The organism is Acidobacteriota bacterium, from assembly GCA_003225175.1.
In the GTDB taxonomy this organism is placed as follows: Bacteria; Acidobacteriota; Terriglobia; order Terriglobales; family Acidobacteriaceae; genus Gp1-AA112.
Genome location: QIBA01000042.1, coordinates 60,239 through 76,546, shown reverse-complemented (window position 1 = coordinate 76,546; position 16,308 = coordinate 60,239). Strand labels below are relative to the sequence as shown.

Sequence of the window (16,308 nt, the reverse complement as noted above, 5' to 3'; positions counted from 1 at the left end):
AGTCGAATCCTCGATACAGATTGATTTAAGTGGCGTCGCCACTCTCGGCCTTCTCAACTTCCTCGAGCGCTGACTTCTTAACTTCAAATCGGCATTCCCGAGGATCTTTATCTTCGCGTAGCCCCTCGTAGACTGGGGCGCGCATCTTTAATCCACCTTCGCCGGTTTCATGGGTCCACTCGGTGAACTTGATCTCAGCGACAAGCCCTGGCTTCACGAAATGCACGCTGCGTGGGCTATCAACCTTGCCGTAAAAAGGATTCTCCTTCGTCTCCAGCTTGCGCAGCTTCTCCCACATTTGCGCATGGGACACCTGAGTAAATCCGCTGCCCGCCTGGCCGATAGGAATCAAACGTCCCTTTTCGTCATAAAGCCCAAGCACAAGCGATCCGAAATTCTCTCGGCTACCGCGAGGATCGGTGTAGCCGCCGATCACGCACTCCTGGCGCTGCGTAATCTTGATTTTTAGCCATTCGCGGCTTCGCTTCTGGATGTAACAGCTCGTGCGGCGTTTCGCGACGATGCCCTCTAGGCCCTGTTGGCGTGCGGCGGCCATCAAGGCTTTTCCGTTGCCGGGGAAGTGGTCTGAAATCTTCAGGCGCTCATTTGCCTGAATGACTTTCGCGAGCAGCTTCTTGCGATCCTCAAGATCGACTTTCATCAACGAATAGCCATCCAGGTAAAGCAGATCAAAGGCGTAATAAAGGATGAAGATGCTGTGATCAGGCGCGCGGCGTTTTCCGTTGCCGGAGAGACCGCTGCGTTGTTGCATCAGACTGAATGTGGCACGCCCGCCTTCGTCAGCTGCAACAATTTCGCCGTCCAGAATGCAATTGCTACATTGCAGTTGATCGGCAATTGATTGCAACTCGGGAAAAGCTTCTGTCAGATCATTCTGATTTCGGGAGACCATGCGTACGGATCGTTTGTCTTCTTCGCCCAAAAAAAGGACTGAGCGATATCCATCCCACTTGATCTCGTAGAGCCAGTCGGGATCATCGAATGCGTCATCAACCAGCGTTGCCAGCATGGGATGGATCTGGCGCGGCATGGGCTGTTTCGTCGCGCCCTTTACCTCATCGAGCGCGAAATCTTTTTTTTTAGACTTGGTGCTGGCTCCCTGGGTCGAGACTCTTGCGCTCTTTGGTTCTTTGGCCGCGACGGATTTAGTCCGCGACGTGCTTTCTGCGCGTACGCTTGAAGGTTTCCCATTAGAGGTTTTCTGAGCGACACGTTCCGGAGCACTTTGATTGTCGTGCTTGGCGATGGAGTCTGCCAACCATGCATTCTTCTCGCTGGTACGTCCTCTGGAGCCAGGTCGGCTGTGCCATTCAGCAGAGCCTGCATCGCCCGCGATCTCTGGCATCGATCTCCCAGTCAAAACCGAATAATCAAATTTGTCGATGTCATAGCTGGGCTTCATCTGATCATCTTTCTTCTTGATCAGTAGCCACTCTGTGCCTTTCGATCCTGGACGTCGCGAGCGCATCTTCGCTAGTACGAAATCGCCCTTGAGCTTTTCTCCATGCAGGCGAAACTTCAGGTCGCCTTTGGCCACCATTGTGAGAGCCTCTTTTTCACGCTCGGCGCGATTCTTTTTGTGATCCGAATAGTCCTCCTGCAGCGGCTCCCAGGTTCCAGTGTCCCAGACCATGACCGTGCCGGCGCCGTAATTATCGGGAGGAATAATGCCTTCGAAGTGGAAGTATGAAACCGGATGATCCTCCACTTGCATCGCGAGCCGCTTGTCTGCTGGATCAAGCGAGGGGCCTTTTGGAACGGCCCATGACTTGAGCACTCCTTCCATTTCCAGGCGAAAGTCGTAGTGCAGATGGGAAGCTCGATGCTTCTGAACTACAAACCGGAATCCCTTTTTGGGATCGAGCTTCGGCGGAGGCTCTGGTGTGCGTTCAAAGCTGCGTTTGCGTTTGTATTCTTCAAGGCCCATATGACCGTCTCGGCGTAAGATGCTTGCCGAAAAGCAGACGCTACTACTATGCCGAAACCTCTTCCAGTTTTTCCACTCGGCGTGCCTGCCACAGCTTGAGTCCGAACAGCGCAATCGCCAGAAAGAGGACTCCGCCGGCAAGGTCGAGGGCAACATCCCAAGGTGTACCTGTACGTGACAAGTCGGAGCTCTGGTGCCATTCATCCAGGATCGCGGTTGCGAGAGTCATGCCCACCGCCAGAGCTGCGCATTTCCACCGTTGTCCTGATCTCGCAGAATTTCGAGGTACGTGTCCGGTCGGATCGGAATCGTCCAGCAGCGTGTGAAACCAGGAGCGAAAGAGCAGAATGCAGAGCAGTCCGTATCCGGTGAAATGCCCACTCTTTCGCAGCAAATGATGCAATCCCGCGAAGCTCTCTGCGGACATTTGCACGCGTAAAAGATGCAAAATCTGCCACAGCCAGCCGCCCGTCACTGCGGAGGAAAGGCGGAAGGACTCATACGCGATCACTCCAAGCCAGAAGAGTGTCGGTAACCAATATCGAATGTTTCTTGTGAATGCCTTCAATCGCGCGCTACTCCAGCCGGTAGTTTGGAGCTTCGCGCGTGATGATCACGTCGTGCACGTGGCTCTCGCGCAGACCGGCGCCGCTGATGCGCACGAAACGCGCTTTCTGTTGCAGCTCTGTAATGGTTGAACATCCCACGTATCCCATGCCTGAGCGCAGCCCGCCCACGAGCTGCAGCACCATGTTTGCCAGGGGTCCGCGATATGGAACCCGACCTTCGATGCCTTCTGGCACGAGCTTCGCCAATCTGTTCTGATTTCCATTTTCAATTAGCTCGGCTGCCGGCGTGTCGTCGTCATTGCTCTGGAAGTAGCGCTCACTCGAACCTTGTGCCATCGCGGCCAGCGATCCCATGCCTCGATATGCCTTAAAGGAGCGGCCCTGATACAAGATCGTCTCGCCGGGGCTTTCATCCACTCCGGCAAAAAGCGAACCGATCATTACCGAACTGGCACCGGCGGCAATCGCTTTTGTGATGTCTCCTGAGTATTTGATCCCCCCATCGGCGATGACGGGAACGCCGGAATCCTTGGCTGCGCGCGATGCTTCAGCGATTGCATAGATCTGCGGCACTCCAGCGCCGGTTACGATGCGAGTCGTGCAGATAGACCCCGGACCAATCCCTACCTTAACCGCATCAGTGCCAGCCTTGATCAACGCGCAAGCTCCATCGAATGTGCCCACATTACCAGCCAGCAGTTCGATTTCCGGCAGCTTGCTCTTGATCTCTCGCACGGCATCAAGGACGCGAGTCGTGTGACCATGTGCACTGTCGATCGCAAGTACGTCTACTTTGTAGCGCGCCATCTCCTGCGCGCGTTCGAGGTAGTCGCCGGTCGCTCCAATGGCTGCCCCTACGCGGAGACGCCCTTGCGAATCCTTTGCGGCGTTTGGATACTTCAGCTTCTTTTGAATGTCCTTTACGGTGATCAAGCCCTTGAGGTTCTGCTTTTCGTCCACGACTAACAGTTTCTCTACGCGGTGCTTGTGCAGGATTGCCTCGGCTTCTTCCAGCGTAGTGCCTACAGGAACGGTGATCAGATTCTCCTTGGTCATCACCTTGTCCACAGCAACGTCCGTTCGGGTCTCGAAGCGCAGATCTCGGTTCGTGAGAATGCCGACCAGCTTCTTATTCTTTGTAACCGGCACGCCTGAGATCTTATATTTGCGCATTACGTCGAGTGCGTCTGAAATCTTTGCCTCGGGCGAGATCGTCACCGGATCAACGATCATGCCGCTTTCGGAGCGCTTCACTTTGTCGACTTCCCCAGCCTGTTGCTCGATCGAAAGATTGCGATGGATGATGCCGATCCCACCCTGCTGCGCCATCGCGATCGCCAGGCGCGATTCGGTAACGGTATCCATCGCTGAGCTGATGATGGGAATATTCAGATTAATTGTGCGCGAGAGCCGTGTCTGTGTTTTAGCCAGTGCCGGAACCACATCGGAATGCGCTGGCAGCAGGAGAACATCATCAAAGGTAAGAGCCTCAGGGACGGGAAAATGAATCATTCAAATCTCACTTGCGTTTCTCCATTGTAAGGCAAGGAACCGGAAGAATCGGGTGATCTGGCGATCGGGCCATCGGGTGAATTAACAACCCAGGCCCGCGAGATTAACCATTCTTAACTTCACCCGATCACCCGATGGCCTGGGGAAACTTGTTGTGCGGGTACAAAAAATGAATGATCAGAGCCACGACCCCCAACAGCACGAAGATGAACCAGCTTCCCTCAGGGCCGACGCTTCCTCCTGTGATCCACGCTGGCCCGGACAAATGCGTGCTAAGCAGATGCTCAGGCTGAACAAGACCGCTATCAGGAACGCCGTAAAGAAAACTCTCTGAGTAATCCCACATGAAATGAAACCCAATTGCCCACAACAGGGTTCCAGTACGCCAAAGCGAAAAAGCAAGCATCATTCCGAACGCAAACACCGCCGCTATTCCGACCTCCGATTCGCCTGGATTCTGCACGTGCAGCGCTGCAAACAACAGCGCCATCACGATTGCTGCCGGCCAGAATCCGATTCCTTCCGTCAGGGTATGTAGCGCGTATCCGCGGAAAGCGTTTTCTTCGAACAGCGCAACAATTAGGAATCCGAGCAGATTCAAGAGCGCAGCCATGAGAAGCTGGGAGCCGCCCAAATAGCGGGGGCCGAACACGAGGTGATGAGTCGCGCGCAAACCCAACAGCATCAAACTTAAGGACGCGAACCCAATCAGACTTCCTGCGAACAAGCGCGAAAGAGCGACAGAATCTCGTAATCCGTAAGAGAGCATCGAGCGACGCTCCACCTTGGACATGATGAGCGTGCCGAGCAGAATGCAAAGAAATAACAAAGCGTCTGATATGTCCCCGACTCTGGATTCCAGCAGATGGCGGAACGGCTTGGCGGCCACAAAAACCATCGGGATGAGTACCAGTCGAAGCAAGATCAGGAAGAGTACAAAGCGCCATCCGGCGCGCAAACCTCGTTCGTTAAGAAACAGTGAACTGCGCCAAGAAGATTTGGATTCGGATGACGTTGATGGGTCGGAATCGTCAGAAATAAGCGATTGATTTTCAGTGTCTTGCAAGCGTTTTTCCGGCCTTTCTGGCGCTGCTTTGCTGGTGTTTGTAGCCATTTTCGTGAACTGAGGCTGGTTTGTAAATCACCCACATCAGGCGTATCATCACACTTTGTGGTGTTCACCCCGAGTCGGCTTATGAGCTGAGCGTAAGAGTCCGATAACGGGGCCCCTGAGGGGGTGGCTAGGCTTCCTTCATCCACGTGGTGTGGTGGAGAAATCGTTTGGCGAAGCAAACCAGTGGGCGATAGCCCACTTTTTATTTCCGGCAAACTTTTTGTGATTTGCAGGTAGAAGACGGGCGATGCCATTCGACGAAGCTCATGTGCGGGCGATTGCGGAGCGAATCGCGGCTTCGTCAGGACTCGAAGTTGTTGATCTGGAGTTTCACGGCGGCGGCAAGGGTCGTGTTCTCAGGATTTACATCGAGAAGAATGCCGAAGGAAGGCGTGCTCTTGAGCTGCAACTAGCTGCCGCAAGTCAGGCTGCGGAAAAGACATCTGCGCCAGAGAATTGGGATCGATTGGCGGGTGTAACTCACGAGGATTGCGCCAATTACAGTCGCGAACTGGGCACGGTTCTCGACGTAGAAGATGTGATCCCGGGCGGCCAGTATTTATTGGAAGTTTCATCGCCCGGCCTCGACCGGAAGTTAGTAAAACCCGCTGATTTTCAGCGCTTCTCGGGCAGCAAGGTCAAGATCATGACTCGGGAGCCTGTGGCAGGCAACCGGCACTTTGAGGGCAGACTTCGGACGTTAGACGAGAGCCGCATCGCGTTGGAGATCGAGTCAGGCAAGAAGAAGGGCAAGAAGAAGTTCGATACCGAAGGCGATGGCGCCTGGCCTGCGGTTGAGCTGGAGATGACCAACATCGAGCGCGCCCGGCTGGTGCCGGAGATTTAGACAGTAGGAATAGGGAACTAAGGGCAATCATGGCAAGTCCGCTGTACGAAAATATTGAGGCGCTAAGCCGGGAAAAAGGGATCGATCCTCAGATCGTAGTGAATGCGGTGGAAGACGCGATCGCTGTTGCCACGCGCAAGCACTACAAGATCCAGGAGAACATGCGCGCCGAACTCAACAAAGAGACAGGCGCGATCCAGGCTTATAGCTACAGGACCGTCGTCGAGACTCCGGAACAGATCGAAGATCCGAACTCGCAGGTCACGCTTGAGGATGCGCGACGCGTCGATCCCAACGTCGAAGTGGGCGGCGAGATTCGCCAATACAAATCGACGGATGGTGTGCTCGGGCGTATTTCTGCGCAGCTTGCCAAGCAGGTGATCTTTCAAAAGGTTCGCGAGGCCGAGCGCGACACGGTTTACAACGAGTACATCGGACGCGTAGGCGAGATTCTCAATGCCACGGTGAAGCGTATCGAAGGTCCAGACGTGATCTTCGATATCGGCAAAGCCGAAGCACGCATGGGGCGCAAGGAGCAGTCGAGGCTCGAATCGTTCGCCGTAGGCGAGCGTGTGCGTGTGGTGCTGGTTCGGGTTGAGAAGGCCTCGAAGGGACCGCAGGTAGTGGTTTCGCGTGCCGCGCCGGAGCTTGTGCAGAATCTGTTTCAGACTGAAGTACCGGAGATTTACGACAACACCGTAGTGATTCGCGCGATCGCTCGCGAAGCGGGTGAGCGCACGAAGATTGCCGTGATGTCACGCGACAAAGATGTCGATTCGGTCGGAGCTTGCGTTGGGATGAAGGGCATGCGCGTGCAGTCCATCATCCGTGAGTTGCGCGGCGAAAAGATCGACATCATCGAGTATCACGAAGACGCGGTTACGTTTGCCGAGAAGGCGCTGCAGCCCGCGAAGGTGAGTCGTGTCACCGTTGTTGATGCGACGGAGAAGCATCTCGAAGTGATTGTCGACGATACGCAGCTTTCGCTGGCGATTGGCAAGAAAGGGCAGAACGTACGCCTTGCGGCGAAGTTGCTTGGCTGGAAGATTGACATCAAGAGCGAAGAAGAGAAGCGGCAGGAAGTTGAGCAGCAGATGCAGGCTCTCACTGCAACGACCACTACTCCGCTTGAGAAGGTTCCGGAGTTGGGCGAGCAAGTGATTGAAAAGCTGGTTGGCGCTGGAATCACGACGGTCGAAGCTCTTGCGGACATGACGCCAGAACAACTCGAAGAGCTGCCCGGCATCGGTCCAAAGACGATCGAAAAAATCAGCATCGCCGTGAACAACTACTTCTCTGCTCTTGAAGGTGGCGAGGTTCAGGCCGCCGAAGCTGGCTTGGAAGACGTCGCCATCGACGCTCAGCCCGGGGTTGGTGCGGGCGAGAATGTCGAGATGCCGAATGTGCAAGCCGAGAATTCGGAGTACGAAGAAGCGGCTGAGACTGGCCAGGCGCTTGAGGCTGCTGAGATCGCTGGCGTAGAAAATGCTCCGGCGGCAGATGTTGCGGAAGTGCATGTGCATGGTGAGGAGCCCGTTCCGGAAGCGGAAGAGGTTGTTGCTCCGGAAGAGCCGCAGCCTGAGGAAGCTAGTAAGCCGGAGCATCATGAATAATTTGTGGCTTGCAGCATGGACGCTGCAGGCGGTTTCCCGGCCCGAGCCGGCCGGAACCACGTAACCAAGGTGATCGATTAATTGATCTCGTGAGGGTTGTGATGATCGTGTAACGGGATAGCGGAGAGAACACAGGGCGGATGAGCAAAGTTCGAATTAACGATCTGGCAAGGGAACTGGAAGTCAAGAGCAGGGCGATCCTCGATATCCTTCCCAAAGTCGGAGTGACGGAAAAGAAGACACACTCGAGCTCCATCGAGGTTGACGAAGCTGAGCGTGTGCGCAAGCATTTTGCTGGACAAGGTGGGGCGGGCACTGCCCGTGATGGCGGATCGCGCTCGGCCGAGTCTGCAATCAAGACCAAAGTCGATCTCTCCCACATCTCCAAGCCTGGCGATGTCGCCAGTTTGTTGCGCCGCAACGCCGAGACTGCTGCCCCACCTTCGCCGAAGCCAGTGGCGGTGCCTCCGGCCGCAGTTCCGAAGACACCGGCTCCGAGTGCCGCGCCTCCTGTTGAGAGGGTCGCCGCTGCCCCACCAGCTCCCGCGCCCGAAGCGCCCGCTCGGCGCGTAATCAAACCGGTAGTTGGTCCGCGTCCGTCGTTTACAGTTCCAACAGCAGCGCCCAAGACGCCGGAAGCCGCTGTTCCCGAATCGGAAATCGCTGCTCCTCCGCGGGCTGCTGCTCCGACTGAAGCGCCAGCTGCACCTGTCAGCGCAGCGCCTGTGAGTGCGCCGCCTGTGCGGGAAGAGAAGCCTCCTGCAGCGGTTCAAGTCACACGGCCTTCGGCTCCGCCAGCGGCGGGTTCCATCGCCAGCGCTTCGCAGCAGCAACGCACGCAGGTACCGTCTCAGCCTATTCGTCGCCTAATCACGCCGCAAACAGGACCGCGTCCGGTCTACACGGCGCCGCCGCAGTCTTTGCGTCCGGCTGCGCCCATTGGAGCGCACGGAGCTCCGCAGCCTGGACAGCGTCCCGGTGGCGGAATGCCGGTACGTGGTCAGCCGATTTTCCAGCGTCGTCCCCCAATGGGAGCGCCGCAACCCGGGCAGCGCCCGCCGATGGGTCCGGGAGCACGCCGGCCCATGCATCCGACACGACAAGCGCCGGGAGGCCGGCCTATGGGATTGGGCGCTCCTGGCCTCGCTCCGCCGCCACCGCCTTCGGGTACTCGTCCAGCGGGACGTCCCGGTGCGCCGGGAAAGCGTCCCGGACAACGCTATGTTCCGCGTGGAGTGAAGGAAGGCCCAATGAAGGGCTTTACTCCACCGCCACGATTTACGCCGCAGATTTCGAACGAGCCGGTGCCGATCACACGCTCCATCACGATTACTGAAGGCATTAGCGTGAAGGATCTTGCTGAGAAGCTCGAGGTGCGCGCGAAGGAGATCATTGCGCGGCTGCTGCACCGGGGCGTGTTCGCGACTGTCAACCAGACGCTCGATGCAGAGCTGGCGAAAGACATGGCGCGCCAGTTCGGAGCGGATACAGAGGTCATTAGCTTCGAAGAGCAGATGTCGAAGGACAGCGAAGCGGGCGTTGCAGCCTCAGACGGTCTCGATGCCGGAGCCGTCGTGCGTCCTCCTGTAGTCACGATCATGGGACACGTCGATCACGGCAAGACCTCGCTGCTCGACGCGATCCGTGAGACCAACGTTGCTGGTGGCGAAGCTGGTGTGATCACGCAGCACATCGGCGCTTACAAGGTTCGTATCACCAAGGAAGAGTCACCGGCGTTTGGGCGCGAGATCGTCTTTCTCGATACTCCGGGTCACGAAGCGTTCACCCGCATGCGAGCACGCGGAGCCAAGGTCACGGATATTGTTGTCATCGTCGTTGCTGCCGATGACGGCGTGATGCCGCAGACGCTTGAAGCAATTGACCACGCCACGGCGGCGAAGGTTCCATTGATCTTTGCGGTGAATAAGATCGATAAGCCGGGAGCACTCCCCGAACGCGTGAAGAAGCAGCTCGCTGATCGTGGATATGTTCCTGAAGAATGGGGCGGCAAGTACGTCTTCGTGGACGTTTCCGCCAAGCAAAAGACCAATTTGAATCTCCTTATGGAAATGATCTGCCTGGTTGCCGATCTGCAGGAACTCAAGGCTTCGCCCGATCGTCCTGCGACTGGCGCTGTGCTCGAAGCCAAGCTCGATCGCGGTCGCGGCGCCGTTGCAACCGTGCTTATCCAGAATGGAACATTGCGCATTGGCGACACGTTCATCTTGGGCAACACTTTCGGCAAAGTACGCGCAATGTTCGACGACCGCAGCAACGCTGTTGACGAAGCAGAGCCAGCAACACCGGTGGAAATCCTTGGTCTGGAAGGCATACCCGAAGCGGGAGATACGTTTACCGTCGTCGCGGACCGCGAGAAAGCCAAGAACATCGCAACCTATCGCGAGCAGAAGGCTCGTGAAGCGCAGTTGGCGAAGTCATCTCGGGTAACGCTCGAGGGCCTGGCTGAGCAGATCAAGACTGCCGGCGTAAAAGAACTGCCGATCATCCTCAAAGGCGACGTGCAGGGTTCAGTCGAAGTGCTGGCCGATTCGCTGCAGAAACTCTCGAACGAACAAGTGAAAGTCCGCGTGTTGCGTTCCGGCGTCGGCGCCATCACCGAGAGCGACGTGCTGCTGGCATCAGCCTCGAATGCGATCATCATCGGATTCAACGTCCGCCCGGAGCGCAAAGCCCAGGAACTCGCCGAGCAGGAAAACGTCGAAGTCCGCCTGCACTCGATCATTTACGAACTGCAGGACGAAATCCGGAAAGCCATGGCCGGATTGCTCGAGCCGGTGTTCAAAGAAACTTATCTCGGACGCGCCGAAGTTCGCGAGACTTTCCGCGTTCCCAAAGTGGGCACGATTGCCGGCTGCTACATCCAGGACGGGACCATCAAGCGCGACGCGGAAGTTCGCCTGCTGCGGGACAATGTAGTCGTCTTCAAAGGCCGCGTGGGCTCACTGCGACGCTTCAAAGACGACGTCAGCGAAGTACGCAACGGCATGGAGTGCGGTATCAGTATCGCCGGATATGGTGACGTCAAAATCGGCGACGTCATCGAGGCATTCAGCGTTCAGAAAGTCGCCGGCGAGCTGATTGGCGCGAAGCCCCAATTAGTACACCAGTGATAGCAAAGTAGGGCACGGACTTCAGCTGACGAAGTTTGCGGAAGAATGTGGCACAGCCGCTCTGCGGCGGTGGAGGCGCGACGAAGGTCGCGCCTTTATTTTGCAGATTTCCGGAATTATGCCGATTGCCGTCCTCACTCTCGAGATCCGCATCGAAGGCGCGCAGTCTCTTAAGGACAAACGTCAAGTGCTGCGCAGCCTGAAAGACAAGCTCCGTCACAGCTTCAACGTGTCCGTCGCGGAACTTGACGAAACCAATCTGTGGCAGCGAGCAACGATTGGAGTAGTTAGCATCTCCAGCTCGCGTGACTACCTCGCTGGGCTGATGCAGCAGGTGGAACGTGCCGCTGGTCGTATCGCCAACGATAACGGCGCCGAACTCACCGATAGTTACGTGGAACTGGAATGAGTCACACTGTCAAAGATTAACCTTCACTATTCGCCATTCTATTTTGTCCGCCATGTCGTGGAATGGGCGAGAAGGAATGACTGCCTCAATCTCAACCTCGTGTCGGCTTACACGAATTCGATCCCCGTGGCTTGCATGGGATATCCCTCTAATCCCCGGCGATCTCGTACGGGGGATATCCCCCCGGGGACCAACCTGGGATCTGCTGGCTACGTCCTTTGATTGAGGGGACTGGGGAAAAAGGGCTTCCCGACAAAAGGCCGTTGCTCGCTTCGAAGCGAGCTCATCAGGTGTCAGGCTTTCTGTGTGGCCGTTCTCTGACGATTACTCGTCTCGGAGAGTGGTCACCGGTTCCACTCGCGTCGCCCGATATGCCGGGATCACGCTGGCGAGGAAACTAACCAGCACCAAGGCCAGAGATACGGTCATGAATGTTCCGAGATCTGTCGGCTTAACGCCGTAGATGAGGCTCGAAATGAACCGTCCGAGAGCAAGCGCGCCTGCAACTCCTATGGCAACGCCGAGCGCCGTCGGCTTCATTCCTTCCGAGACCACCATCTTTACAACATCAGACGTTTGCGCCCCAAGCGCCATGCGAATTCCGATCTCGCGCACTCGGCGACGCACTGTGTATGCGAGCACGCTATAGATGCCGATTGCGGCCAGCACAAGGGCTACTCCGGCAAACACAGCGAGCAGCAGCATGTTGAAGCGTTGCTGCGAAAGCGTGCTCGCAATGAAATCTTCCATCGTGATCACATCCCCGATTGGCAGCTGCGAGTTGAGCTGATGCATTGCATTGATCGTTGCCGGAGTGATAGACGCAGCATTCGATTGAGCTCGAACCATGAGCCACAATGGGAATGATCGCCATACAACGGTCGGAGGAGCAGTGAGCTGCGCAAGCGGAACGTAAAGCATGGCTGCCGGTTCTGCTGAATCCAAGCCGCGGTCCTTAATGTCGCCTACCACGCCCACGATCTCTCGTATCTTGTTGGGAAAGAACGTCAGCGTAAGATGCCTTCCCACCGGATCTTCGTTGGGCCAGAATCGCTGTGCCATCGACTGGCTTATGATGATCGTGCCCGGACTGCTTGCTGTGTCCTGGTCGCCGAAGTCCCTGCCGTGCATTAGAGGGATGTGCATGGTATGGAAGTAGCCAGGACTGCTGATGCGTACCGAGACTTCCGGTTGATCGGCCATCGCCTGTACCGGATGGCCCTCAATTTGAATCGGCTGATTCGAGCCACTGCCGCTCAACGGCAGGTCGTCAATAGCTGCTGCGGATTCAATTCCAGGCAGCGCTTTCACCTTGTCCACCAATTCCTCATAAAACGCAATTTCCTGCGCGGGCTGGGGGAAGGCGATCCTCGAGATGGAAGGGATGATGGCAACAACATTGTGCGGATCGAGCCCAGGATCGACTTTGCGAAGAGCCCATAGCGTGCGGATCAACAGGCCAGCGCCGACGAGCAGCATCAGGGACAACGCAACTTCAGAGACGACCAACATCCCGCGTGTGCGATTTCCTGCCCCGTCTGAACTTGTCCGCGTGCCTTGCTTGAGAGCTTCGCTCACATTCACTTTACTGAGCCTGAATGCCGGCACAAGACTTGCGACGATGCCGGCAACGAACGACACTACCAGCGTAAACGCGAGCACCCAGCCGTCCACTGCAATGGCGGAAGCCCGTGGCAGTTTTGACGCGAGAAACGCGACGATCAGCCTTACTCCAAAATGAGCGATGAGGAGTCCGAGCAATCCTCCGGTCACGGACAAGACGACTGTCTCGCAAACTACCTGCCGAAGCAGGCGAATTCTTGATGCTCCCAAGGCGGAACGAACCGCAATCTCTTTCTGGCGTGACACGATTCTTGCCAGCACGAGATTTGCCACATTTGCACAGGCGATCAGCAGGACGAGCGCGACTGCACCGAGCAGCACGAGCAGCGGAGTACGGACGTCTCCTACTAATTCTTCGCGCAGTGGCTTAACGACTGCGCCCCAACCCTTGTCATCAGCGGGAAATTCCTGTTCGAGGCGGCGCGAGATCGTATCCATCTCAGCTTGTGTCTGCTGTATGCTCACTCCCGGACGCAATCGCCCGATCACCGAATAGTGATGCTCGCCTCGCACGGCGCGCTCCTTGTCTGTCATTGCCAAGGGGGTCCAGAGCTTTGCCGCGTCAGCGGGATCCGATGCAATTGGAAACTGAAACTTCGCCGGCATCACGCCGATCACGCGGTAAGCTGCTCCGTCGAGCGAGATGTCCTGACCAACGATTCCCGGATCCGCAGCAAATTGGTTACGCCAGAAGCTTTCGCTGAGTATGACCACATGGTTGTGGCCGGGCTGATCTTCATCGCGCGTGAAGATGCGTCCCAATAGCGGTTGAGCCTGCAAAACCGGGAAGAATTCCGATGAAACGGCACGCCCACTTACGAACTGTGGTTCTCGCTTGCCGGTGAGGTTGAAGGAAGACCACGAGTAAATGGAGATTTGCTGAAACACGTGGTTCTGCGCGGCCCAGTCAAGATAATTCGCAGCAGACACTGCAAATTCCTTCATTCCGGGAAAGCTTTTCTGCGGAGGTGTATGCCAGATCTGCACCAGTCGATCCGGCTGGGGGAAAGGAAGAGGTCGCAACAGCACCGCATTTACTACGCTGAAGATCGCGGTATTAGCGCCAATGCCCAGGGCGAGGACCAGCACCGCAGCCAAGGCGAAGCCACGGCTCCTGTTCAGTGTGCGAATTCCATACCGCAGTTCTTGCAACAAGTTTTGCATCGTATCAATCCCAGGATTAGAAGTTAAACGCATTGAGACCGCAATCCCGGGACCAATGCAAAAAAAGAACTAACTTGAGGGAAATCAGCAGCTTGACTGCGGCTTCAAGTTCACTGGGCTGTTCGACCAAAGGAGTGAGTGTTCGCCTGTGAACAGTGAGAAAGACAAAAAGACATTAGGGGAGGCTGGTTCTTGCAGGCTGGCGCTTCTGAATTGGAACTCAGAACTTCAGAATCGGTCGCAACTCAAAGCGCCCCAGTTCGCATCGCCAGATAGAGGTTCTGCTCAGCTTCTTCTGCGGCAAGACCAGAAGGCAAAGCGCCACCGTTGTATCGCGCCATCCGGTTTTTCCATTTTAGGAAATCAGTGATTGTTTGCGGTTCGATCCTTACTTCCACTCGCCGCAAACTCGCGAGAAGCAGGTTCATTTCGTTTGCCAGGCCTTCGGAAGTGCGAAGGTTCTTTTTCGACTTCTGCATAACACGTATCTCACGACCACGAACTTCGAGAAGTCCCCAGCCGCAGGACAATTCGTCGACGGAGATCATCTCTGCCGGAGCGAGATAAAAACGCTCGCATCCGAGGGCGTGCTGTGGATCGGTGCGCCAGGGCTTCAAGGCATCGGCATGGAAGTCCGATCGCGAGACTTTGCACTCGATCACGACCGAGTGATTTTGTCCCTTCCATCCGATGGCGTCAGGAGTCTCGCCACTGGAGCAGCTCTGTTCGGATAGAACAATGCTACAACGATACTTGGAGCGCAGCCAACGCACAGCCTCCTCAATAAGGCGGAGATGAGTCATAGGAATTCTGTGATTTCGCAAGCGAAACGATTTCTGATTTTGAAGAGCGGGATCACACTTGCAGTCTCTCCCTGTGCTCGTGCAAAAGGTAAGTGTCACAAAGGTTTCCTGTTCAAATGCATCTTCCAAATCACGAAATTACCGAATCACGAAATCACATAATCTTCTGGTATGCTCATGAGTTTTATTCACGGGAGCCTTTCATGGTACAGCCACGCGCCCCGAAACATCAGCGCGAGCGGCGGGTGGAAGCGTTTCGCGAGGAGATCGATCTCATTCTCGAGGGAGAACTTGGAGATCCTCGCATAGGTTTGGTCGCGGTCACCGAAGTGGTACTCGCTCCGGGCGGCAAGATGGCGCGTGTTTTCGTTCGCGTCGATGGCGATGATGATGAAGCGGAGCAGACGCTCGCCGGACTCAATGCCGCAAAAGGCTTCATTCGTCATCAGTTGGCAGATCGCATGGGACTGCGTCATGCGCCAGAGCTCGTATTCGTGATCGACCGCTCCGAGCAATACGTTTCGCGTATCGGCGAATTACTCGGACGCACTAAGAGGAAAAGGAAGACGTAGCAGAGCAGGAGGCATCTCGTTTAGCGCCATGATGGATCAGGTGCTCAAGCAAATCGAGCAGCGCGAAGCCTTTGTACTTACGTCGCATGCTCGACCTGATGGCGACGCCATTGGCTCTTTGCTAGCCCTCTATCAAATGCTGCGCCAGCTGGGGAAGACCAGCCAGGTGGTCATGAGCGATGCAGTACCGCTGATCTATGGTCCACTGCCATATGCTGACGTGATCCTGCACAGTTCGCAGATTCCGGATGGTGCTCCTGCTACGGCCATCATCCTCGAATGCGATGGCGTGCAGCGTACGCGACTCCAGGGCCTCGAAGGCCGCTTTCTCATCAATATTGATCATCACAACAGCGCCCGCAACTTTGCCGACGTGAACTGGATTGACGTCAATGCCTGTGCAGTTGGAGAAATGGTTTATGAACTTGCCCGGGCCGCCAATGCAAGCATTACTCCCGAAATGGCAACGTGCTTGTACACTGCAGTTCTTACCGATACGGGAGCATTCTGTTATGCGGGTACTGACGAGCGCGCATTCGAGCTGGCGCAGCAATTAGTGCGCCGCGGGGCAAACCCTGTTGATATCGCGCACCATGTGTATTTTTCCAATCCCACTTCAAAGATGAGGCTATTGGGGAACGCGTTATCGAATCTCCATCGCGAAGGAGCTTTGGCATATATGCACATCTCGTCGGCGGAGATGGAGCGCAGCGGCGGACTGGACGAGGACTGCGAAGGTCTTGTGAATTACGCCTTGAGTATCCAGGGCGTCGAAGTGGCACTTTTTTTTCGCGAACTTGCAGACGGCAGATATCGCGTAAGCCTACGCAGTAAAGGACAGGTGAACGTCGCCGCAATAGCTGAGCAGTTCGGTGGCGGCGGGCACGCCTGTGCGAGTGGTTGCGCGGTATCTGGTCCGCTATCGAGATCCCTCGAACTCATTCTGGCCCAGCTCGGTGGAGTGTTTTCTCCTGGCGGACGCGGGCCTGAGGCGACAGCCTGA

The 16,308-nt window shown here is 56.2% G+C and carries 12 protein-coding genes; 6 read left to right on the top strand and 6 right to left on the bottom strand.

Translation table 11 applies throughout. From position 1 onward, the window contains the following. Positions 1-25 precede the first annotated feature (25 nt). The 4 genes from DMG62_10830 to DMG62_10815 all read right to left on the bottom strand — a co-directional run bounded on the left by DMG62_10830 (position 26) and on the right by DMG62_10815 (position 5,143). Positions 26-2,152 (bottom strand): hypothetical protein, encoded by a 2,127-nt coding sequence (locus DMG62_10830; protein ID PYY22970.1) that lies wholly within the window; start codon positions 2,150-2,152, stop codon positions 26-28. Beyond that, complete coding sequence (locus tag DMG62_10825) at positions 1,995-2,516, bottom strand: hypothetical protein (GenBank protein PYY22969.1); 522 nt, start codon at positions 2,514-2,516, stop codon at positions 1,995-1,997. The genes DMG62_10830 and DMG62_10825 overlap by 158 nt, the downstream gene beginning before the upstream one ends. Positions 2,517-2,523: 7 nt before the next feature. Then, positions 2,524-4,029, bottom strand: coding sequence for an IMP dehydrogenase (locus DMG62_10820; GenBank protein ID PYY22968.1), 1,506 nt, complete (start codon positions 4,027-4,029; stop codon positions 2,524-2,526). 127 nt (positions 4,030-4,156) lie between these two features. Continuing rightward, positions 4,157-5,143, bottom strand: coding sequence for a CPBP family intramembrane metalloprotease domain-containing protein (locus DMG62_10815; GenBank protein ID PYY22967.1), 987 nt, complete (start codon positions 5,141-5,143; stop codon positions 4,157-4,159). A 247-nt stretch (positions 5,144-5,390) separates the two neighbouring features. Between DMG62_10815 and DMG62_10810 the strand changes: the two genes are divergently transcribed. The 4 genes from DMG62_10810 to DMG62_10795 all read left to right on the top strand — a co-directional run bounded on the left by DMG62_10810 (position 5,391) and on the right by DMG62_10795 (position 11,143). Beyond that, on the top strand, positions 5,391-5,990 hold the full coding sequence (locus tag DMG62_10810; GenBank protein ID PYY22966.1) for a ribosome maturation factor: 600 nt from the start codon (positions 5,391-5,393) through the stop codon (positions 5,988-5,990). Positions 5,991-6,019: 29 nt separating this feature from the next. Further along, positions 6,020-7,603, top strand: a complete 1,584-nt coding sequence (locus DMG62_10805; protein PYY22965.1) for a transcription termination/antitermination protein NusA — start codon at positions 6,020-6,022, stop codon at positions 7,601-7,603. A 140-nt stretch (positions 7,604-7,743) separates the two neighbouring features. Continuing rightward, positions 7,744-10,734 carry a translation initiation factor IF-2 gene (locus DMG62_10800; GenBank protein ID PYY22964.1) on the top strand — a complete coding sequence of 997 codons (2,991 nt, stop codon included), beginning with the start codon at positions 7,744-7,746 and terminating at the stop codon, positions 10,732-10,734. Between the two features lie 118 nt (positions 10,735-10,852). After that, positions 10,853-11,143, top strand: a complete 291-nt coding sequence (locus DMG62_10795; protein ID PYY23005.1) for a DUF503 domain-containing protein — start codon at positions 10,853-10,855, stop codon at positions 11,141-11,143. A gap of 324 nt (positions 11,144-11,467) precedes the next feature. Here the strand turns inward: DMG62_10795 and DMG62_10790 are convergent, their stop codons facing one another. Continuing rightward, a complete protein-coding gene (locus tag DMG62_10790) occupies positions 11,468-13,930 on the bottom strand; it encodes an ABC transporter permease (GenBank protein ID PYY23004.1) in 2,463 nt (820 codons plus the stop codon). 245 nt (positions 13,931-14,175) lie between these two features. Further along, complete coding sequence (locus DMG62_10785; protein PYY22963.1) at positions 14,176-14,733, bottom strand: hypothetical protein; 558 nt, start codon at positions 14,731-14,733, stop codon at positions 14,176-14,178. Between the two features lie 203 nt (positions 14,734-14,936). On the opposite strand from DMG62_10785, the gene rbfA reads away from it, so the two are divergent. Next, positions 14,937-15,305: a 30S ribosome-binding factor RbfA gene (rbfA, locus tag DMG62_10780; GenBank protein ID PYY23003.1), complete on the top strand. Its 369-nt coding sequence runs from the start codon at positions 14,937-14,939 to the stop codon at positions 15,303-15,305. 28 nt (positions 15,306-15,333) lie between these two features. Further along, the gene (locus DMG62_10775; GenBank protein PYY22962.1) at positions 15,334-16,308 is read left to right on the top strand and encodes a bifunctional oligoribonuclease/PAP phosphatase NrnA; all 975 of its coding nucleotides are present in this window, start codon (positions 15,334-15,336) and stop codon (positions 16,306-16,308) included.

What these genes read in the sequence shown, in the direction of transcription:
- DMG62_10830 (PYY22970.1), bottom strand. Translation starts at nt 2,152, where the DNA reads ATGAATGGCACCAGAGCTCCGACTTGTCACGTACAGGTACACCTTGGG.
- DMG62_10820 (PYY22968.1), bottom strand. Translation starts at nt 4,029, where the DNA reads ATGATTCATTTTCCCGTCCCTGAGGCTCTTACCTTTGATGATGTTCTC.
- DMG62_10815 (PYY22967.1), bottom strand. Translation starts at nt 5,143, where the DNA reads ATGGCTACAAACACCAGCAAAGCAGCGCCAGAAAGGCCGGAAAAACGC.
- DMG62_10810 (PYY22966.1), top strand. Translation starts at nt 5,391, where the DNA reads ATGCCATTCGACGAAGCTCATGTGCGGGCGATTGCGGAGCGAATCGCG.
- DMG62_10805 (PYY22965.1), top strand. Translation starts at nt 6,020, where the DNA reads ATGGCAAGTCCGCTGTACGAAAATATTGAGGCGCTAAGCCGGGAAAAA.
- DMG62_10800 (PYY22964.1), top strand. Translation starts at nt 7,744, where the DNA reads ATGAGCAAAGTTCGAATTAACGATCTGGCAAGGGAACTGGAAGTCAAG.
- DMG62_10795 (PYY23005.1), top strand. Translation starts at nt 10,853, where the DNA reads ATGCCGATTGCCGTCCTCACTCTCGAGATCCGCATCGAAGGCGCGCAG.
- DMG62_10790 (PYY23004.1), bottom strand. Translation starts at nt 13,930, where the DNA reads ATGCAAAACTTGTTGCAAGAACTGCGGTATGGAATTCGCACACTGAAC.
- DMG62_10785 (PYY22963.1), bottom strand. Translation starts at nt 14,733, where the DNA reads ATGACTCATCTCCGCCTTATTGAGGAGGCTGTGCGTTGGCTGCGCTCC.
- rbfA (PYY23003.1), top strand. Translation starts at nt 14,937, where the DNA reads ATGGTACAGCCACGCGCCCCGAAACATCAGCGCGAGCGGCGGGTGGAA.
- DMG62_10775 (PYY22962.1), top strand. Translation starts at nt 15,334, where the DNA reads ATGATGGATCAGGTGCTCAAGCAAATCGAGCAGCGCGAAGCCTTTGTA.